This is a genomic window from Nostoc sp. C057, from assembly GCF_013393925.1.
GTDB lineage: Bacteria > Cyanobacteriota > Cyanobacteriia > Cyanobacteriales > Nostocaceae > Nostoc > Nostoc muscorum_A.
Genome location: NZ_CP040281.1, coordinates 1,568,583 through 1,585,279 on the forward strand (window position 1 = coordinate 1,568,583; position 16,697 = coordinate 1,585,279).

Sequence of the window (16,697 nt, forward strand, 5' to 3'; positions counted from 1 at the left end):
ACCTTTCATCCGCTACTCTTTTTCGACTAATTCATAGAGCAGCGATCGCACTTTTTCTTGCCAACCTGGAATCGCTTGAATTTTTCTAAAACAGATGGTTCAATTCTCAAACTCAGTTTTGCGTCTCTCGCCTCTGCTCTGTCTGTAGTAAATTTTCCTTGATTATTTCGTATTTTTTGCATCATTCACCTCCGATTACCTCTATTATATATTAAAACCATGTCCCCGTGGTATAGAGTTTATTGATGGTAAATGGTTAAAAATACAAAACTATTTATACAAAACTCTCTTTACATCCATGTCCCCACGGTATAGAATTAATGTATGAGGGAAAAAGTTACACCCTCAAATTAAGGAGGTGAGAAAATGAGTCAATCAGGAAACGGAAAAAAGAAGATGTTAAGCCATCGGACATTGATATCTTCGAGAAGGTTGAAAACGAAAACCCGTTAACAGAAGACCAAAGGTGGTTCAAGGAGAACCTTGGTACAGGTGAACGGGAAATCGAGATTAACCCACCTGAGTTAGACGGTTCCGAGGATGAACCTCAACAAGGCTAATCCATAGAGAAAACCCCTACCCCAATAGGGGTTTTCAATGTTTTACCCATTTTATCAAATTCAGCGAGTATGAATGATTGCACTATTGTCTATCCAAGCTACTTCCGAATTTTTGAGTGCAGAGTAGGGCGCTGGTTCATTAAAGATACGGAAATTTTCATAGGGGCTGAAAACCCAGTCAAAGATAATGATATTGCTGCACTTTATGGCGTTACTGAGCAGCAAGTGGTTATTAATTTATTTCGTATCAATGGTGGAAAATCCGGCTTTTATTTGGCAAACCTCAGAGAGAAGAAGTATTACTATTGTGGACAAAGCAGGGAAGATGTCAAAGCCCACTTGCGATCGCTTGGCATTGGACGCGAAGATCCGATGGAGTAAGCGATGATTCCCTTGCAAATCATCCTGAAAAATTTTTCAGGATGATTTATGCTGTGTTGTTTTTACGCTCTTATGAAAATCGATTAGCCTCCAACACTTTAGAAAGCCCTGCTCGAAGGTTCTCTGCTTCTTTGCCAGTAAACTCCTGAAACGCCGGACATTGTTTTCCTTCATCTCCTCTTGATACCTGGAAAGAGACTCTTACTCCGCTTTCTTCAACTTCGCGAGGTTCCTTCTGAACGTAGACAACAGCTAGCAGAACCCGCTTCCAGCGAATATTTTTCATTTGATTTGGATATCCAAAAATCAATAACCAATACAACTTTTAACCCTCCTGAAAAACTTTTCAGGAGGGTTTTTGATTACCTAGAGCGATCGCATTAGTTAGTTGAGAGCCTTTGCGATCGCATTCCCTAATTGTCTCAATGTTCTCTCTTTAGCAAAGTCAGCTGCCGCTCGTGCAGACTCAGCCAAAATTGTGTCAGTGTTTGGGGTCAACTTGAATGCACCTCCCAAATATCCCAAAGATTTGCAGTAAGAATCAGCCAAATTAGTTGAGGCAAAACGTTTAACAGTTTGGTAATCACCATTTTGAAAAGCTGTCCAAGCTTCGATTTGCAAATTGTTCTCTGGATTTCCTAAAGCTTGGAGAATTGCATTAACAGCCTGTTGAACTTTTTCTAGTGTTAGTTCTTGTTGCACAGCTTCTACCATTATTATTTATCTCCTTTTAAGCCAGTCGTTAGATGTTTCAGCAGCTACTTGGGCGGCATATAGCGGTTCCCAGTTTCGTTGTAAATGCTCGTAGATAATCCTAGAAAGGTACTGAGCAATTTTTGAGCCATCGTAATAAATGGCTGTTCTGAGCAGTATGTAGTTTTGCTTGGTTAGGAAAATGTAGTTAATGTCTCTCCTATCAACCTTTGTGGGCAAGATGATGTGTCCCAAGGGTGAGGGTGAAATTTCACCATCTACTATTGGATTTTTGTACTCAGGAAGAGCATCAAACCCCTGCCCAACAATTACTTCTGCCCATTCATCCTCATCCATTTCCCTCTTGGCAACATCCAGTCTTGCCAAGGTTTCATAGTATGGGCGGTTACGGCCTAACCATCCCCGCACATACTGATTGATTAAATCCTGTCTAGAGTCTCCTGATGCTTCACTGAACGCATCGAGCTGTTTATCGTGCTGCTCTGTGATGTAGTAATACGAAAGCGAAAACTGATAAGCCATTATCTCTGGGGTTTCATAGAAAAGTACATAGCTTTACCTGTAGGTTTGCCTATAAGTTTACCTTGAAGTGCCATAAACTTACCCCAAAAATTAACGAATGTGATACGATTCAGAAAATCAAAGCGATCGCCCCGGCAAAGACGCGATCGCTTCCCACCTTTCGGCAGTTCCCCCAAATGGTCTTGGAGGCAAATTAATGATCGCACAAATTGATGTTGCTAAAACGCAGCCATGTAACAGCGCTGGTGGCTGTCACAATACACGCAATAAGGAAAAGCTGCAAGAAATAGCTGTATCGCTGCTAGAACAAGCTGGACTTGGAGGCAGATTTTACCCAGAAGAACGGGATTTTGTTTCGACTTCCTCGCGCTTGATTCTGCCAGTAATTGAAAATTTCTTATCCTCCACGGGAGGGCAGCCGCCAGCGCTCGCAACCGTTAGAGACTGGTTTTACAAAGGTTGTTCCGATTTGATGATCGCAGTATTAGCAAGTCAGATTCAGCAAAAATAGTTGTGGGAAAATCCACAATCTTATGGCGCTCATTGAGCGCTTTTTTTATTGTTGGAGGCGTGAGCAGATCGTGAGCGATTCATGAACGCAGCCGTGAGCAGATCGTGGTCGGATATTTACAAAACAGAATGGGCTTTCAAAAGCCTTGATGATGTCCTTCCCAAAGCGATCGCTGAACTTCCAAGAAAAACACTGGTTCAAGAGTTTTACGGAGGAGCAGACAGCACGCTAAGAAGAGACTTGTTATGTCTGGTGCCAATGGAAGTTAGACCCCGTGGATTCAACTTCATCCCTCAAGATGAAAGCTTTAAAAGAAGTTCTATTGAGGTGCTTTTTGAGTTTAGAAAACTGGTTAAAAAGTACCAGTACGATACAGCAGTTCGATTGATTCACCAAACAATGGAGGAGATTTATGAGTTACAAAACTGCACAACAAGCCGCTAAAAACACCGCCAAAGCTCCTGAAACTCAATCTGAGCAAACAGGGCAAGAAGCCGGGTTTAACATGGACGACCAGTTTGAGAGCTTCGACGCTGCCGTTGCAGACAGCATCGTTGATCTGCGCGGCGCTCGGATTATGCAGATGGTTCTGACCCGGATCGGTGGTGGAGATTTGGGGAAAATCGCTCCGCAGATGTTCAAATCCTTTGAGCAAGGGACTTTGGGCGCTTTGGGGGAGCAAAAGAAACAGCTATCAGAGTGGCACGAGAAACCTCTGAAAGCCCTAGCGCCAGCCGCCAAGTCGAGCGCATCGTGACGCTATTTTATATGAAAAAAATTAGCAAGCTTGCTGACACTGTACTTTGGATCTTGATTGGCTTGGGGATTGTTGGAGGGGGACTTTCTGCCTATGTAATGAGTAGTTTCTGGATTCAAGGTAATGGCGGAGAAGCAACAGTTTACCCTGACCGACCTGTTCGGGATGCTAGTGATCGCAGTAACGATCGTCTTTCTCTGGACGGAGAACGCCCGACTAAAGCAGGAAATTCAAACCAAAGAATTAGATAATGCTGCCTGCGGCGCTCGACTTGAGCGCCAAAAAGCAGAATCTGAAGGGCTGATAAAGGGCGTTTTGCTTAGGAGGTGAGATGGACGACAAACCAAAAAGCTTTGCCTCCGCTTTTCGGAGCGCACTGGTAAAGCACAACGACAATGCTCGAAATTCGTCAGGTGCTGACGCTCCTGACACCTCGAAAACCCTTACTGACAGGGCAAATGCTCCCATCGCGCCGTCAGTCGTTGGATTGATAAAATCTTTCGATTCAGCGCCCGAAATGCAGACGCTGCTCAACAGCTATTTTGGGATTGGCGACTTCCTGACCATGCTGCCGGGAATGACCCCCAGCGAAATCGGGCAGATGGCCGACAAGTTAGATCAGCTGAATTTCCTTTTGGATAATTTGCCTGCTATTGAGCAGAACCTGACAAGCTACATCAGTGGGATAACCAAGTATCACGAATTCGTGAATCGCTGCGTCAAGCAAGGTGTCGCAGGCATCGATAAGATTGATCAGTCTGTTGTTGATATCTTCGTTGCCCATAAAGGGCTTCTAGGAAATCAACAAAAACTGGCGGCAGAGAGCGGGACGGCTGTTGCTCAAATTTCCAATGAAGTTGAGCATCACATTGAACTCCAAGAACACAAGCTACAGGCGGCTTTGAAGCGGGCTGCTAAAAAGCTCAAAGCTGATAAGGAAAAGGAGACAGCCAAATCTGAAACCGAACCCAATGAAAAGCCTGTTGAAATGGTCGCTATCTTGGACACGAGGGCGCGATTACGGCGATTAATGCAGTATGGAACGACCAGCCCGAAGGCGTTCGCCCCAACGAAATCGGCTGCTGTTCCTGAAGGTGGGAAAAACGGCACGGCGGCCAATTCAGTTTTTGAATTTTTAGCAGGTAAGTAGCCAATGGCGAAGATATCGAAGCGCCTGAAAATGGTGAAACTTGTACATTTCGGGAGTGCTTATGGCTTCTGGTTTGCGCTTGGTGTGAGTGCTGCACACTTCTCCAGGTTGTTGGTTGGGGGCTGGATTATTTATATTGCCTTGAAGTTGTCGATCGCTGGCTGGCTTCTCCTAATCCCGCCTGAAGATGCAACGCAAGAAACGTTAATGCTTCGGCGGTTGAGCGGGTTAGCAATGGCCCTGAGTATCGCAGCTTTCTGGGATGTTTTGTTTATGCTGCTCAACAACCCGATTACGTTGGGCAGCTTGATTCTTCCAGTTTGGCAAGTTGGCTTTATTGGGCTTGCTGTTGTGCTGGCAATGACGATGCTTTTGGTATTTGTGAAGTAGAAATTATGCTGGACAGGCTTTATGCTCCCGCAAGTGCGGGGCTTTTCATTTGTGGGGCGATCACAGTAATCGGCAGCTTGTCAGGTTATTTCAATTCCCGCCTGGCTTACTGTGATGCGGCGACTAACCCCTGTACCAGAGTTGCGATTTCTGTTGATGTCGCTCCTCCGAAGACAGCACAGGATGTCGTTGTGTTGCCAGGGAATGGCAAAATGCGGCTGTCACTTGGACTGGTAGCGATCGGGCTTTTGGCTGGGGGGCTATGTTGTCTCTGGCTTGGAAATTGAAGGGCTGAGTGCGAAGGCCAAGCAAGAACAAATTGACGCTGACCTTGAAGATAAGCGGCAGGCGATTGTCGCCGACGAGGAAGAAAGGAAACTGATTTTGGCTTCAGGCATCCGGTATCAGGATTTTGAGCAGCAGCTGCTTGATGGGTATGCCATGCTGCTTTTGGAAAACAACCCTGAATTAGCAGAGCAGGTTTTAGCAGAGAAGCCGCCTGTCCAGCAGATTGAGGCTCAGGCTGTTACAGCCACCGCCGCTTTAACGGCTAGCCCCGTCGCAAATGACCAGGAGTTGACTGATACTATCCAGGACACAAATTTACCCATAGTTGTTGACGATAATGCCTTAAGCTCACTTATCGCTGCTGGTTCACGAGCCATTGATGGACTGATCGACACCAGCCAGAGCATGATTTTTTTGGGAACGCCAGGAGCAGGTAAGTCTGTTTCGCTGGGAGTTGTCCTTGGCAGAAAAAAAAAGAAATATGGCGATCGCGCAAAACTCTATGCGATCGCCATGAAAAACGACACATTTTCGGGGGCTGAGGTCGGTCGTCTTAATGCAGATTCTGATGTTTGTTATGCCATTTTGTTGAAGGTCATTACCGAGCTACGCAAACGGGCAGCGCTACCCAAATCAGAAAGAGAAGAATATTGCCAAGGCTCTCCAGTGATTTTGATTTTGGATGATTTTATGTCGCAGCAGAAGCTGTTGAGTTCGTCGCTGAGTAAAAAAATTGTGCGGTATCCCGAAGAATCGGGAGCTTATCAGAAAATCCCGTTGGGCGAAGCTTTTAATGCTGCGATGGCGGAAATTGTTTTTAATGGTCGTGAGTTATGGGTTCTAGGCTATGTTGCAACCCAATCATCTAACATGGATGATTTGAAATTCTTGTCTTCAAAAGGCGGAAGGGCGGGTGTCATTCTGATGTATCAAGCATTCAGAAACACCATAAGCAACCAAGGCAACTACGAAATAATTAGCCAGGCAATCGGGAATCAACACGTAATTGCTGATGCCAAGGAACGGGAAAGGATGCGAGGTGTTTTCCCGCAAGCTAAAGCTTTGTCTGTGCAAGAGCAACGCCCAATGATCTTGTCGTCGAACGCCGACACCGGAGAATTTATTCTTGGGATTGTCCCGGACATTTTAGCCGAGTACAAGGAGTTTGATCGCCTGTACAACAGCGCAGAAGCTGAAGTCGCTAATTTCCCCTGGACGATTCGCAAAGTCAGCGAATTTTACCCAGACACGACACCAGAATCTCTGTTTAACGACATTCGCAATCGAGTTAAGGATGGGATGTCAACACGGGAAATTATTAGAACTGTCCTCAAGTGTGGGGAGAACAAACAGCATCCGACGCGATCGTACAGCGTCCACGGGAAAACGTTGTTTCGTTGGCTGATTGATAACTACGACAATGGCGAGTTGGCAGCAATGTTAAAAGGCGAAGAAGGTTGAAAAAAACCACATTTGAATACGCCGAAAATTGGCGACTGACCTGTAGAAATGGATTACGCTTGATGCCATTTTGTACATGCAATCCCATTCATGGCAGGGCGGTAGTAGTGCATCACGTTAAATACAAGCGCAGCCCACTCCGGCGCTTACTGGGATTGCTTCTATTTCATAGCCCGAAGGCAACTGTGTCTGGTCGGGAAATTATTGGCTATGATGCCTTCCCGCTTTGCGAAAACTGCCACCACAACGTTTATGGCCGGAGCGATCGCCCAAACAGTGTTCACCACCCCAAAGTATGGAAGCAATTGGGGGGCTTGGACAACCATAATGTTCCGGCACTGGCTTGGCGACTGAGGTTCAAGTTTTGGTTTTGGGTAATTGTGTTGCGATCTGGTAGATTTTTTATTTCCTTGTTCCGAAGGGCGAAAAAATGACTTGTTCTCGTTATGAAAGTCTTATTAAAACTGCAACTTGGTGGGCAGTAGTTAACGGTAAAGAATTGCCTTTGTGCAACGGGCATGGACATCCTGAAGTGCTGTCTCCTGAAGGAGAAGAGATCAAAATTCCAGGCGGTACTTCGATTTACGAAAGGAACAAAATTTTTATGTTGAAATTAACCCAAGAGCAACTTGAATTTTTGATAGTTGTAGATGGGCAAAATGATTGGCACCCCGCAGCTTTCCTTGATGTGATTGCGGAGCATTACGAAAATAGTACAGAAAAACCTTTTGACAGACCTGAATTTGAAACTATGATGCAACAGCTACGAAAGCTGACAACAGGAAAGATTGCCAACTTTCAAATTGCACTCAATATTCTGGAGAGTTTATGACTGAACTATCTGAAGCATTAAAAATCTTGGCAACCAGCCCAGTTGCCAAAGACCGAGAAGCGATCGCACGCATCGAAAAAGTTGCACAAGCAGACATCCATGCCATTGTGCAGACACTAGATAATCAGTCCACGCTGGCAGAAATTGGTCTATTCAATTCACTAGAGGAAAGGAGAAAACTAACAACAAGATTCATTGTTTCTGCGGGGTTGATGTGCAGTGGGCTATCCTGCCTTATCACGATCTGGTTTCGTCCAAGTTTAGCGATCACAATTACGCCAATCGGTTTTATCACGGGGGCGGCGGCAAGTAGTTTTTTGTTGGCGAATGAGGGTAGGAAAAACTTGGGATAAGCGATCGCCCTTCATAACCGCAACGACCTACTGCAAAAATTCGCCTCCTGAAAAATTTTTCATGATTGGAATTAGGGCAGATTTAGTGCAGACTTTATTTTGTTTCTCTGAAACGCTTATTTTCAAGTGATTGTGGCAATACGTAATACCGTTTCTCCTGCGGGGTTTTTCTTTGAGGGTAAACGCACCAAATACTCCAGTTACGAGATTTTTCTACGATTTACCACATTATAAATACCTCAAAATACCCTAAAATACCCTAAACTACAGCCAATAATTAGGGCATATTTAGGGCAATGCGTTACTCTTTAGAGGAGATAAATAAGCGGCTTAAAGTAAGAAGACTTGGGGTATCTCTCCGACAAAGGGGAGATACCCTAAGTCTTAGGGCAACACTACCGCCACGACCAGGTAGCGAGAAAAACCAGCCTTATCAACAAGATTTAGCATTGAAAATGTACGCTAATCCTGCTGGTATGAAAGCAGCAGAGGATAAGGCAATAGAATTAGCATCAGATATTATTAAGTGGAAATCTGGACAAAATTTTCCTTGGAGCAATTGGATTGAAGGAAAGCCCAAGCCAGGGAACACTTGTCAGTTTTGGATAGATAATTTTAAAGCGGAATTTTTAGAGCGGCAGGAAAAATTTTCACCGAGAACTTGGAAGCGGCATTATCAACCAATGTTTAATCGGCTTCCGTCAACAGCTGAATTAAATGGGGATTTGCTGTTGCGGACGGTGCTATCTTTGCCGAACGACACCTGGACTAGGTTGCGTGCTGCTTCTATCTACCAGCAGCTAGCATCTCACGCTGGGCTAGAGATAGATTTACGCCCATACAAGGGCAAGTACGATCACACCGATACTATTAAAAACTTGCCATCTGATGAATTGATAGCAGGTGTGCGAGATAAAATTACTTCCCCTCAATGGCAGTGGGTTTATGGGATGTTATCGTCCTATGGTTTGAGGCCCCATGAAGTATTTTTTGCCACAGTTGAACCCAAAGCACCTTACAAATGTCATATAGCAGAGGGCAAAACTGGGGCGAGAATCGTACAGCCCTTCTATCCTCAGTGGGCAGAGCGCTGGAAGCTGTGGGAAACTAAAAAACCTAGAACTAAACAAACAGAATATGGGGAGTTAGGCAAGGCAGTTTATCTGGCGCTGCGACGACATTTTTTAGAGACAAACGAGGCCGATTTCACTCCCTACGACTTACGCCACTGCTATGCAATTAGGGTTAGCGTAGTTTTTGAATTACCAGTAACGACATCGGCGAAGCTAATGGGGCACTCGGTGACGGAACACCTTAAAACCTACCAGCGCCATATTGACGAGAAAACTAATTCTCTTGCTGTGGAGAGAGCGATCGCCCGGTTTGATGGTGAAGCACCGTAGTTATTGAAAAATTTTTCACCTTTCGGGTGACGCTCCTACGTCCCTACCACTACGCTAACGGCAGTCGCTCATGGGGGAAACCCCCATCGCGCAGCGTCTCGTAGAGAAGACCGCGCTGCCTCACAATGTTTCGGCATGGGAACAAGGCTTATTTGTTAGCAGCAACTACCGGACATACTCCAGTTTTGCTTGCTCAAATGCGATGTTAACCGCTTTCATGCGTTCTGAATTTGGAAGAAGTCCACTGTCTGGATGGTAAATTTTGGCGTTACAAAAGTTCGCTTCCTGAAATATTTTTCAGTTAACACCAGCAGGTGTTTTCTGATTAGATTTTTTAGAGCTTGCTGATTCCCTACGTTGAATTTCTTTTTCTAGGTCAGAGAGTATGTCCCCAATAGGATGAATCGCTTTTATAACAACCTGCCCCTTATTTTTTCCGCTAAGTTTGACAATTGTTTCAACGGATTCATCTGATTTGACCCAATATAGATGCTCGTTACAAAAAATCAGAAATTTTCCAGAGAGAGATTTGTCAAACCCATGCTTTCGGATGTAATCAACTACCTTCCTGATTTCCTGCATAGATAACTGCTCTCTGAGTCTTGCGATCGCCCTCAACTCAAGAACCTGGTTTAAGGTGTAGAGAACTACTGGATGACTTTCACTACCCAGCTTTGTTGGCTCCACAACGCCAGATTTATCAAGCCGACTGAGCTGCCCTGAACTTAGTCCAGTCAGCTTTAGAACCTCCTGCCTTGAAAATAAGTTGCTCACTGTGTTCTCCTCCTTTAAAAGCAGATAAAATACCTGCTTTCACAGATACTGCTTCATTCTTGAAGCCTAATGTTCCAGATTTATTTGGAATAAATTCATTATATTGCTATCGCAGTATCTATTTACAGTGTCTATAGCCATAATTTTTTCGATACTTTGTTTCGATAGTTAGCAAAACCGAAATATCGTTGTTAAAATAGAAGCGTCGATAGTTGCACCTACCGACGCTCCAAATGCTAAAGGCTAACTAATCGCTGGAAGCCCGCCTTTAGCAGCTTAACCATGAGGCTTCCTAAAAACCTTCTATGAGCATAATTTTAGTATCCTACGACCTAAATGGGAACAGGAAAAACTACCAAGAACTGTTTGATGGCATCAAGACTTTAGGAGACTGGTGTCATTGCTTGAAGTCTTCTTGGTTGGTACACACCAAAAAGACTCCGGCACAAGTTTACAATTACCTAAGATCAAACTGTCTTGACGACGACGATCACATCTTTGTCACCGAAGCTGATCTGTCTACTGCGATTGGATGGCTTCCTCTAGAAATTTGCGACTGGATTAATGCTCGCACACCCATTTATCGATAAGAAGATGCGTCTTCTGTCATAAAGATAAACCCCTAGCACAAAATTGCGTTGGGGGTTTGTTTTTCACTTCGACAATCCATCGGTCATTTAGTCGCTTCCGCCTGTGCAAGTTTTTTAGGATCGCTCATCACGTAATTCACCCAATCTCGAATCGCCACCACCTCATCAGCACCACTCGCAACAGCATCAGCAACATGCTTTTGGTAAGAGTTGGCGGCATGATTAGAATGGTCAAACTTATCTGCTGCCCAAGTAAGGCAGATGGTTTTTACCAGTTCGCCAACGATTCTTGGCTCTAGCTGACTTGGGCGCTCAACATTTTGAAATTGCAGCCACTCCACAACCAAATCTCGTGGGTAATTCAATATTTCACGAATTTGCTTAACTCGTGAGTCTTGCGGATGTACTGCTTCAAAGATATCAGATGGAGATTTTCTACTTCTAGACTCTTTCTGAGATGCATATTTTCTGATTTCTTCAGTAACCGCATCGTATTTATTGGGAGCGATCGCCCTCATGTCCGTATAGCCAAATTTTTCAATCACCCGCAGCATATCATCTTCACTCAGATGAAGTTCATTACGTGCGATCGCCCACAGTCTTTTTGCTTGAGGTTCGGTAATTGTCTGAGTGGGACTTACCCCAGCCATGTCATGCAGGATAGAGCCTTCTTTATCCTTTCTAGGCTTTTGGGCAAAGCCTGCCTCGACCTTGATTTCTTTGGCAATCTTACGCTTGGTTTCCTCCCAATCTTGGCTATCTGGCTCCACTATTGTTACGTCTAGCAAACACAAAGTACTGTATCTGCGTCCATAGGTTATTTTCGCTCCTAAATCTTTAGGATCGTTAAAGTCCGATGGCAGTAAAAACAGCGATTCTAGCTGTTCTCCGCTTTCGTGGCGGAGTGTGGAAATGAGGCAGTATTTGCCTTCTACGAAGCCCATTTGATGAGCGATCGCCATTCCATACTGCGACAGAATTGGGGTAATGGCAGGCAAAATCTCTTCTAATTCTGCATAAGTAAAACTGATTTCCCTGCCTGCCTTGGTGGGGATCTTTACTGTGCGATTAGCCAAGATAGTCGGGATTTCTGCTTTGGCTTTTGCGAGGGCCGCATTAAGTTGGGGTGTTGGTTCCATCTCATGTTCTAGTGGTTGATTGAAACTGGACATCCTTCACGTCTACTTCTAGCTTTACCACACCAGTCTTCTTGGGTATAGGCAGGTAAACAGAGGGCAAGCAAAGCTAACGCTATCAATGCCGATAGTCTATATTTCATAGTGTTCATTCCTTTGTGTTGGCGTGGACAAGGTGCGATCGCCGTTCTTGACGAGGCAGGCGATCGCACTTAAAAAACTAAGCCGCAACTAACCGTTGTTCTAAAAATTCTCTACTGCTATCTGGTGCTTGCACTTTGTCCCTCGATGACGACAATCAGCACACTCACACCGCCAATTTGGATCTTGGTGCTTTGGGCGAACAATGTAGCGATTTTGGTTAGTAGAGTTCTCCACCACAAATTCGTCGCCCTGCTGTTCAAGCACAGTGATTGCTTGGGCACGTGGGGAACGTACTGCTGATTCCAACTTTTGCTTTTCTTGTATCTTCGCAACAGCAACCAAAGTCTCTTTAATCATTGATCCAAAATCTTCTATCAGTCGCACGCCCGTAAGATTGGATTTGTAGCCGCCACTGACTCCAATAATTAGGATTTGAATCCCATCAACAACCGATTCCCACACACCACCGCGTATTGTCTGCCCGATTTTTTCAAATGCGATCGCCTCCGAGTCAGACTGCTTTGGCATTGGGGAAGCATCACGCAATCCGCGATCGTATCCACTGCGATAACAAGGGTCATTGGACTGCATTTTTAACCCGTTGATGGCATCTTGATAGCCTTGATGGTTATTCTCCATACGTTGCAAATCGGGGGCAATAACATCCGCTTGCTCCTCAATGTGTGCAACGAATTCAGCTTGAGCAACATCCTGCTCATCTATCTGGCGGATTCCGCCAGATAACTTTTTAACCTGCGATTTTTGATGCTTAATAATCGCGTTAACCCAGATATCTTTATTGCGCTTGTCACCCTCTGGAGCGATACCTAGCTGATTGGCGATCGCTTTGACTTCGGCTAACTTGAGTTCTTGAAGCTGTTGAAGAGTATAGATTGAGTGTGTCATTATGGTTTTACCTGATGTTGTTTTACTAAGGTTCCAAGAGCGCCATTTTTCTTTGCCGGAGGGTGGCGCTTTTTGGTGCATAGACAACAGTATATACAGTAGCCAGACAAACGTCAAGGCAGTGCATAGACAAAGCGGCATTGTCTAGGCAGTAGAGCTAAGATAGGCTAATGTATATACATATAGGCAAATAGAAGGAGTCAGGCTTGCGATGGCAGCTCGTGATAGTAATCAGCTAAATATCCGCGTTGAAGAAGAAATAAAAAAAGAATTCATCCAGAAAGCCAAAGCAGATGGTACAAGCGCAACAGAACTGCTCGTTACGTACATGAAGCAATACCTAGGAAAGCAGCCCAAGAATAGCGAAGAAGAGTGGCTGCCTAAGCTAGAAGAAAAGTTGGAAGAGAGATTCGCCAGTTTCGAGAAAGAGATGCTTGCTAGGCTCCAGACAGCCCTGGGGGAATAGAGCGCCTGAGAGAGGAAAACGAATCTCTCAGGCGTTGGCGGCAACAAGTTCTTAATTTAGATCCCAAAAGACAAAGCCCTGCTTCAACAGAAAAGCAGGGCTTTTAATTGCCTATATAATTCCTATGCGTTGTCTTGATATTTGCCTATATATGTGTATATACTCTAGGAAAGTGATCGCACTTGGTGATGACAAAGCGATCGCAATCAAGCCATAAGCAGCTAAAGCGATCGCCCTCACCAGCAGTTACAGGCAAAGAGTCACCTTTGTCCAATGTCTGCTGTCCAATCAGGTGCGATCGCGTCTTTGCCGGGGAGATTGCACCAACCGCAAACAGCATTTACTGACGACACTTGCTGTTAGCAAAACTGAAGCACGAGGGAGAAAAGATGGTAAACACTGTCCTTTATCAGTTGGCAACAGACTGCTCTGAAGGGTTACAGCAGATGCCATCTTCCCTCAACCTTCAGTTCTCAAGCTTTATTGCGATCGCCTTGATATGACCAAGTGCGTTAGCGCAGCTCGCCGTAGGCATCGCTCTACAGAACCTTGAAAATTAAACAGCGTCCTATCCGCACTCCAAACTCCGTAGGACGCAAACCTTATTTTCTCAACACCTCCCTCAAAAGCGCCATCGTTGGCTCTAGAACTTTCGTCATAACCAACCCAGATGGATTAACTTGAGGATGAGCAGAAGAACTGACTAGATACTTCGCAAGTAACGCTTGGCGTTGCCTTTCTTGTTCAGTAACAAATTTTGCAAACACTGTTTGGCGTTGCTTTTCTTGCTGGGTGGAGAATTTTAGAAATGAGGCAATGATTTTCATGGTTTTACCATAGTTGTTTACAAATCCCTCCAAGAGATTCCAACTTTACTGGTGCGCCTGAAAGTGCGGTTTTTGTCCTTATGCCCTCAATGTAACGCTTTACCTTGCTGATTCACAAAAATGAGGAAAATAATGAATTATCTTCATACCGGACGAGCGCGATCGCCTTGCATTGGCAAAAGTGATCGCTTGCAATCAACGTATAATTTATTCCAGAACTTCTCTTTTAGTCTTGTTAGTTCTTCATCTACATCTCCCTCGTCCACCTGAGAAAGTTCGTATTCTAGCTGGGCTTGGCGTTCTAGTCCGTTAGCCCTCATCATTGCCTCACTTGCTGCAAATACCTTTTCCCAAGTCTCCCATCTATCCAATGGTTCTTCGATTTTTGAGATTAGTGATTTTACATCGGGTGAAGTCGAGCATTTTATTGGTCTACACAAAACTCGAACGGTCTGATTCTGGAAATCATAGACAACATCAAACACCTTAAATTTGCGCCAAGAATCAGGTTTACGCGTCTCATCTATTGGTAAAACGAGAGTTTCGCCAATTCGGGGAAGCCACTTACAGTTTGAAAACTCAGCCACCATTTTGGTGACTGAATCAATACTCCAAACAATGCGGAGTTTGAAATCTTGAGGGTTGGGCGTGACAAAAGGTTTCATTGTTCACCTGCAACTATTAGCCAATTCGTTTGCATAGCGTTCGACATCAGAGCGATGAATCGCTCTATTGCTTTCGCGTTGTCCTATGCCTTCTGCCGCCTGGTCGTAGCAGCTACTGGATTTAAAAAAAGTTCCATAAATCCAAGCACCTACAACAAGCGAAGCAATTATTGCAGCCGTAATGTTTCTGCTTTTATGATTTTCAGGATTAGTCATGTTTTTGAAATAGGACTATACCTAGCAATCCCAAAACCAACCCACGTCTAACCAGTTGTTGAAAAATTTTTCATAAGGTCTTATGACTGAAAAACCCGACTTACGCATTATCAATCAAGAAGCTGGAAGAAACGCCGCACAACTTGCCGAACAATTCTCTGATGAAGAATTGCGGCAAGCGATTCTGAAAGCCCTCAAATCCCAAGGATATCCAGGCGATGATTTACCACCCGGATTAGACACATCTAGAGAGGGGCTGCTGGATTTAATTGCAGGCATGGCAGCGATCGGGCAAAGTGCCCCAGCAGATTAGCGACCTCTTGCCAAAAAATCATGTACATTTCTACGAACACCATAAAAGCAAGCAATAAAGATCATCCAACTCCCTCTTTTTTGGCAGATAATACGGCTATTACAATGAGTGAGCTATTGTCACTTATTCCAAAAATGCAGAGCTTCCGAATGATATTTGCACAAATGCGGATAAAAGCCCTTTCAGGATTCATGTCTAGTCTAATTTCCGATCTAGAATCCGAGGGTTTTACATTCCGCGATTTACTTCTGGCCCTTGCTGATTGGTCAGAAAACCAAAATAACTGGCAAAGTGCTGCTTATTACCTTGAACTTGCCGCTAGTCCGCCTCCCCAATCTCAACCCCAGCGTGAATCGCCATCTGAGCAATCAAAAGCTGAACAAGCCTAAACTGCTCGACTTTTTCCAACTTGAAAGCGATCGCCATTACATCTTCTGCAACACGAGGCTCTGGTAATGCCTCAATTCCGACTCCAGTCAATTCCGCAATTAGCTGGAGCAAATTTCTGCCGGTTGCATCGGCGATCGCTTTCAAATTGTCCAAACTTGGTTCGCTGTCCCCTAACTCCCAATTTCTCAAAGTACCAGGATTTACGCCCAAATCCCTAGCAAATCTTCCCTGGCTCCTATCCCCCTACCCCCCTTCTCCTTATCCTCTTTTTGTTACTAAACTAATGGGCAAAACTACCACAAGAAGTTTACGACTACCTAATGAAATTGATGAAAAACTACAACTTGAGTCACAGAGAACGGGCATCCCCTTAACCGGAATCATTCTTGCTGCCGTACAAAGCTGGCTTGAATACAAGGATATAACTTACTCGCTCAGGCTGCCTAGCGGACAATTCATTGAGATAACGGCAACAAGTGGAGCGACTGATACCAGAAAGACAGCTTAATGGCTGCTGCATCTACTCAGGCATAACTATGGAGCAATCAGGGAGCTACAAAATCGCAGAAAGACTCATCCCCGAAAGCCAACTTAAGGCAATCGTCGAGGATATTGTCAAACAGACCCTAGCCGAAATGCTAGGAGTCAACACTACTGCCCAATCACAAAAGCGGTGGCACGACACAGAGCAAGCTTTTTCCCCATTGGGGCTGAATTCAGCCGAACAATTGCGGGAGATGGTGCGGAATGGATTATTGAGAATTGGGCATGAAGTGCGTGATGTATCTTCACCCGATTCTCAAATCCCCCGCTATCAGTTTCACATTGAAAAGTGTGAGCTTAGATTGTCTTTGCCCCCTGAAAAGCGGCAAACAAAAAAGGACAAAAAAATAGCGTAACTTTGACGAGCTACGCTGAACAAATCTTTTTTATTAAGTACTTAATAGG

At 44.7% G+C, this 16,697-nt stretch carries 30 protein-coding genes; 17 read left to right on the forward strand and 13 right to left on the reverse strand.

What is annotated here, in order from left to right:
• Positions 1 to 26 precede the first annotated feature (26 nt).
• Entirely contained in the window at positions 27 to 185 is a 159-nt protein-coding gene (locus FD724_RS06975) for a hypothetical protein (protein ID WP_179072087.1), read from the reverse strand.
• A gap of 444 nt (positions 186 to 629) precedes the next feature.
• Between FD724_RS06975 and FD724_RS06980 the strand changes: the two genes are divergently transcribed.
• On the forward strand, positions 630 to 941 hold the full coding sequence (locus FD724_RS06980) for a hypothetical protein (protein ID WP_256874475.1): 312 nt from the start codon (positions 630 to 632) through the stop codon (positions 939 to 941).
• Between the two features lie 70 nt (positions 942 to 1,011).
• Here the strand turns inward: FD724_RS06980 and FD724_RS06985 are convergent, their stop codons facing one another.
• The 4 genes from FD724_RS06985 to FD724_RS07000 form a co-directional block, all read right to left on the reverse strand.
• Positions 1,012 to 1,263: a hypothetical protein gene (locus FD724_RS06985; RefSeq protein WP_218651504.1), complete on the reverse strand. Its 252-nt coding sequence runs from the start codon at positions 1,261 to 1,263 to the stop codon at positions 1,012 to 1,014.
• A gap of 62 nt (positions 1,264 to 1,325) precedes the next feature.
• Positions 1,326 to 1,655: a hypothetical protein gene (locus tag FD724_RS06990; RefSeq protein ID WP_179072089.1), complete on the reverse strand. Its 330-nt coding sequence runs from the start codon at positions 1,653 to 1,655 to the stop codon at positions 1,326 to 1,328.
• A gap of 6 nt (positions 1,656 to 1,661) precedes the next feature.
• Positions 1,662 to 2,177 (reverse strand): transposase, encoded by a 516-nt coding sequence (locus FD724_RS06995; RefSeq protein WP_179072090.1) that lies wholly within the window; start codon positions 2,175 to 2,177, stop codon positions 1,662 to 1,664.
• Entirely contained in the window at positions 2,177 to 2,383 is a 207-nt protein-coding gene (locus FD724_RS07000; RefSeq protein WP_179072091.1) for a hypothetical protein, read from the reverse strand. Before FD724_RS07000 ends, FD724_RS06995 begins: the two co-directional genes overlap by 1 nt.
• On the opposite strand from FD724_RS07000, the gene FD724_RS07005 reads away from it, so the two are divergent.
• The 12 genes from FD724_RS07005 (at position 2,374) to FD724_RS07060 (ending at position 9,322) form a co-directional block, all read left to right on the forward strand.
• Positions 2,374 to 2,688 carry a hypothetical protein gene (locus tag FD724_RS07005; RefSeq protein ID WP_179072092.1) on the forward strand — a complete coding sequence of 105 codons (315 nt, stop codon included), beginning with the start codon at positions 2,374 to 2,376 and terminating at the stop codon, positions 2,686 to 2,688. The genes FD724_RS07000 and FD724_RS07005 overlap by 10 nt on opposite strands.
• Before the next feature lie 81 nt (positions 2,689 to 2,769).
• Entirely contained in the window at positions 2,770 to 3,132 is a 363-nt protein-coding gene (locus FD724_RS07010) for a hypothetical protein (RefSeq protein WP_179072093.1), read from the forward strand.
• Positions 3,101 to 3,445 carry a hypothetical protein gene (locus FD724_RS07015; protein WP_179072094.1) on the forward strand — a complete coding sequence of 115 codons (345 nt, stop codon included), beginning with the start codon at positions 3,101 to 3,103 and terminating at the stop codon, positions 3,443 to 3,445. Before FD724_RS07010 ends, FD724_RS07015 begins: the two co-directional genes overlap by 32 nt.
• 11 nt (positions 3,446 to 3,456) lie before the next feature.
• Entirely contained in the window at positions 3,457 to 3,696 is a 240-nt protein-coding gene (locus FD724_RS07020) for a hypothetical protein (protein ID WP_179072095.1), read from the forward strand.
• 80 nt (positions 3,697 to 3,776) lie between these two features.
• Positions 3,777 to 4,595 (forward strand): hypothetical protein, encoded by an 819-nt coding sequence (locus FD724_RS07025; RefSeq protein WP_179072096.1) that lies wholly within the window; start codon positions 3,777 to 3,779, stop codon positions 4,593 to 4,595.
• A gap of 3 nt (positions 4,596 to 4,598) precedes the next feature.
• Positions 4,599 to 4,985 carry a hypothetical protein gene (locus FD724_RS07030; RefSeq protein WP_179072097.1) on the forward strand — a complete coding sequence of 129 codons (387 nt, stop codon included), beginning with the start codon at positions 4,599 to 4,601 and terminating at the stop codon, positions 4,983 to 4,985.
• 5 nt (positions 4,986 to 4,990) lie between these two features.
• Positions 4,991 to 5,272 (forward strand): hypothetical protein, encoded by a 282-nt coding sequence (locus tag FD724_RS07035; protein ID WP_179072098.1) that lies wholly within the window; start codon positions 4,991 to 4,993, stop codon positions 5,270 to 5,272.
• A complete protein-coding gene (locus tag FD724_RS07040) occupies positions 5,262 to 6,734 on the forward strand; it encodes a hypothetical protein (RefSeq protein WP_179072099.1) in 1,473 nt (490 codons plus the stop codon). Before FD724_RS07035 ends, FD724_RS07040 begins: the two co-directional genes overlap by 11 nt.
• Entirely contained in the window at positions 6,731 to 7,168 is a 438-nt protein-coding gene (locus FD724_RS07045; RefSeq protein ID WP_179072100.1) for a hypothetical protein, read from the forward strand. The genes FD724_RS07040 and FD724_RS07045 overlap by 4 nt, the downstream gene beginning before the upstream one ends.
• Positions 7,165 to 7,566: a hypothetical protein gene (locus FD724_RS07050; protein WP_179072101.1), complete on the forward strand. Its 402-nt coding sequence runs from the start codon at positions 7,165 to 7,167 to the stop codon at positions 7,564 to 7,566. The genes FD724_RS07045 and FD724_RS07050 overlap by 4 nt, the downstream gene beginning before the upstream one ends.
• Positions 7,563 to 7,919, forward strand: a complete 357-nt coding sequence (locus FD724_RS07055) for a hypothetical protein (RefSeq protein ID WP_179072102.1) — start codon at positions 7,563 to 7,565, stop codon at positions 7,917 to 7,919. The genes FD724_RS07050 and FD724_RS07055 overlap by 4 nt, the downstream gene beginning before the upstream one ends.
• Before the next feature lie 296 nt (positions 7,920 to 8,215).
• The gene (locus FD724_RS07060) at positions 8,216 to 9,322 is read left to right on the forward strand and encodes a hypothetical protein (RefSeq protein ID WP_179072103.1); all 1,107 of its coding nucleotides are present in this window, start codon (positions 8,216 to 8,218) and stop codon (positions 9,320 to 9,322) included.
• 297 nt (positions 9,323 to 9,619) lie between these two features.
• Here the strand turns inward: FD724_RS07060 and FD724_RS07065 are convergent, their stop codons facing one another.
• Positions 9,620 to 10,096, reverse strand: coding sequence for a MerR family transcriptional regulator (locus FD724_RS07065; protein ID WP_179071982.1), 477 nt, complete (start codon positions 10,094 to 10,096; stop codon positions 9,620 to 9,622).
• A 305-nt stretch (positions 10,097 to 10,401) separates the two neighbouring features.
• Here FD724_RS07065 and FD724_RS07070 point away from each other — a divergent pair, with 305 nt between their 5' ends.
• Positions 10,402 to 10,686 (forward strand): hypothetical protein, encoded by a 285-nt coding sequence (locus FD724_RS07070; protein ID WP_179072104.1) that lies wholly within the window; start codon positions 10,402 to 10,404, stop codon positions 10,684 to 10,686.
• A gap of 83 nt (positions 10,687 to 10,769) precedes the next feature.
• Here the strand turns inward: FD724_RS07070 and FD724_RS40670 are convergent, their stop codons facing one another.
• The 3 genes from FD724_RS40670 to FD724_RS07085 all read right to left on the reverse strand — a co-directional run bounded on the left by FD724_RS40670 (position 10,770) and on the right by FD724_RS07085 (position 12,872).
• Positions 10,770 to 11,858, reverse strand: a complete 1,089-nt coding sequence (locus FD724_RS40670) for an ERF family protein (protein ID WP_256874476.1) — start codon at positions 11,856 to 11,858, stop codon at positions 10,770 to 10,772.
• Positions 11,834 to 11,965, reverse strand: coding sequence for a hypothetical protein (locus FD724_RS40675; RefSeq protein ID WP_256874471.1), 132 nt, complete (start codon positions 11,963 to 11,965; stop codon positions 11,834 to 11,836). Before FD724_RS40675 ends, FD724_RS40670 begins: the two co-directional genes overlap by 25 nt.
• 100 nt (positions 11,966 to 12,065) lie before the next feature.
• Positions 12,066 to 12,872: a hypothetical protein gene (locus FD724_RS07085; protein ID WP_179072105.1), complete on the reverse strand. Its 807-nt coding sequence runs from the start codon at positions 12,870 to 12,872 to the stop codon at positions 12,066 to 12,068.
• Positions 12,873 to 13,083: 211 nt separating this feature from the next.
• Here FD724_RS07085 and FD724_RS07090 point away from each other — a divergent pair, with 211 nt between their 5' ends.
• Complete coding sequence (locus FD724_RS07090; protein ID WP_179072106.1) at positions 13,084 to 13,338, forward strand: hypothetical protein; 255 nt, start codon at positions 13,084 to 13,086, stop codon at positions 13,336 to 13,338.
• Between the two features lie 145 nt (positions 13,339 to 13,483).
• Here the strand turns inward: FD724_RS07090 and FD724_RS07095 are convergent, their stop codons facing one another.
• From FD724_RS07095 to FD724_RS07105, 3 genes are all read right to left on the reverse strand, one after another.
• Complete coding sequence (locus FD724_RS07095; protein WP_179071987.1) at positions 13,484 to 13,678, reverse strand: hypothetical protein; 195 nt, start codon at positions 13,676 to 13,678, stop codon at positions 13,484 to 13,486.
• A 262-nt stretch (positions 13,679 to 13,940) separates the two neighbouring features.
• A complete protein-coding gene (locus FD724_RS07100; RefSeq protein ID WP_179071988.1) occupies positions 13,941 to 14,165 on the reverse strand; it encodes a hypothetical protein in 225 nt (74 codons plus the stop codon).
• A 143-nt stretch (positions 14,166 to 14,308) separates the two neighbouring features.
• Positions 14,309 to 14,830: a hypothetical protein gene (locus FD724_RS07105; protein WP_179072107.1), complete on the reverse strand. Its 522-nt coding sequence runs from the start codon at positions 14,828 to 14,830 to the stop codon at positions 14,309 to 14,311.
• A 298-nt stretch (positions 14,831 to 15,128) separates the two neighbouring features.
• Here FD724_RS07105 and FD724_RS07110 point away from each other — a divergent pair, with 298 nt between their 5' ends.
• Positions 15,129 to 15,359: a hypothetical protein gene (locus FD724_RS07110; protein WP_179071990.1), complete on the forward strand. Its 231-nt coding sequence runs from the start codon at positions 15,129 to 15,131 to the stop codon at positions 15,357 to 15,359.
• A 318-nt stretch (positions 15,360 to 15,677) separates the two neighbouring features.
• Here FD724_RS07110 and FD724_RS07115 read toward each other — a convergent pair whose 3' ends face one another.
• Positions 15,678 to 15,959: a helix-turn-helix domain-containing protein gene (locus tag FD724_RS07115; RefSeq protein ID WP_179072108.1), complete on the reverse strand. Its 282-nt coding sequence runs from the start codon at positions 15,957 to 15,959 to the stop codon at positions 15,678 to 15,680.
• Positions 15,960 to 16,285: 326 nt separating this feature from the next.
• Here FD724_RS07115 and FD724_RS07120 point away from each other — a divergent pair, with 326 nt between their 5' ends.
• Positions 16,286 to 16,648, forward strand: coding sequence for a hypothetical protein (locus FD724_RS07120; protein WP_179071992.1), 363 nt, complete (start codon positions 16,286 to 16,288; stop codon positions 16,646 to 16,648).
• Positions 16,649 to 16,697: the final 49 nt, after the last annotated feature.

Coding starts and splice junctions, on each gene's coding strand:
- FD724_RS07015 (WP_179072094.1), top strand. CDS start 3,101: ATGAGTTACAAAACTGCACAACAAGCCGCTAAAAACACCGCCAAAGCT.
- FD724_RS40675 (WP_256874471.1), bottom strand. CDS start 11,965: ATGAAATATAGACTATCGGCATTGATAGCGTTAGCTTTGCTTGCCCTC.
- FD724_RS06990 (WP_179072089.1), bottom strand. CDS start 1,655: ATGGTAGAAGCTGTGCAACAAGAACTAACACTAGAAAAAGTTCAACAG.
- FD724_RS07030 (WP_179072097.1), top strand. CDS start 4,599: ATGGCGAAGATATCGAAGCGCCTGAAAATGGTGAAACTTGTACATTTC.
- FD724_RS06995 (WP_179072090.1), bottom strand. CDS start 2,177: ATGGCTTATCAGTTTTCGCTTTCGTATTACTACATCACAGAGCAGCAC.
- FD724_RS06980 (WP_256874475.1), top strand. CDS start 630: ATGAATGATTGCACTATTGTCTATCCAAGCTACTTCCGAATTTTTGAG.
- FD724_RS07095 (WP_179071987.1), bottom strand. CDS start 13,678: ATGCTGTTTGCGGTTGGTGCAATCTCCCCGGCAAAGACGCGATCGCAC.
- FD724_RS06975 (WP_179072087.1), bottom strand. CDS start 185: ATGATGCAAAAAATACGAAATAATCAAGGAAAATTTACTACAGACAGA.
- FD724_RS07060 (WP_179072103.1), top strand. CDS start 8,216: ATGCGTTACTCTTTAGAGGAGATAAATAAGCGGCTTAAAGTAAGAAGA.
- FD724_RS07035 (WP_179072098.1), top strand. CDS start 4,991: ATGCTGGACAGGCTTTATGCTCCCGCAAGTGCGGGGCTTTTCATTTGT.
- FD724_RS07020 (WP_179072095.1), top strand. CDS start 3,457: ATGAAAAAAATTAGCAAGCTTGCTGACACTGTACTTTGGATCTTGATT.
- FD724_RS07050 (WP_179072101.1), top strand. CDS start 7,165: ATGACTTGTTCTCGTTATGAAAGTCTTATTAAAACTGCAACTTGGTGG.
- FD724_RS40670 (WP_256874476.1), bottom strand. CDS start 11,858: ATGTCCAGTTTCAATCAACCACTAGAACATGAGATGGAACCAACACCC.
- FD724_RS07085 (WP_179072105.1), bottom strand. CDS start 12,872: ATGACACACTCAATCTATACTCTTCAACAGCTTCAAGAACTCAAGTTA.
- FD724_RS07110 (WP_179071990.1), top strand. CDS start 15,129: ATGACTGAAAAACCCGACTTACGCATTATCAATCAAGAAGCTGGAAGA.
- FD724_RS07090 (WP_179072106.1), top strand. CDS start 13,084: ATGGCAGCTCGTGATAGTAATCAGCTAAATATCCGCGTTGAAGAAGAA.
- FD724_RS07025 (WP_179072096.1), top strand. CDS start 3,777: ATGGACGACAAACCAAAAAGCTTTGCCTCCGCTTTTCGGAGCGCACTG.
- FD724_RS07105 (WP_179072107.1), bottom strand. CDS start 14,830: ATGAAACCTTTTGTCACGCCCAACCCTCAAGATTTCAAACTCCGCATT.
- FD724_RS07010 (WP_179072093.1), top strand. CDS start 2,770: ATGAACGCAGCCGTGAGCAGATCGTGGTCGGATATTTACAAAACAGAA.
- FD724_RS07120 (WP_179071992.1), top strand. CDS start 16,286: ATGGAGCAATCAGGGAGCTACAAAATCGCAGAAAGACTCATCCCCGAA.
- FD724_RS07070 (WP_179072104.1), top strand. CDS start 10,402: ATGAGCATAATTTTAGTATCCTACGACCTAAATGGGAACAGGAAAAAC.
- FD724_RS07005 (WP_179072092.1), top strand. CDS start 2,374: ATGATCGCACAAATTGATGTTGCTAAAACGCAGCCATGTAACAGCGCT.
- FD724_RS07100 (WP_179071988.1), bottom strand. CDS start 14,165: ATGAAAATCATTGCCTCATTTCTAAAATTCTCCACCCAGCAAGAAAAG.
- FD724_RS07055 (WP_179072102.1), top strand. CDS start 7,563: ATGACTGAACTATCTGAAGCATTAAAAATCTTGGCAACCAGCCCAGTT.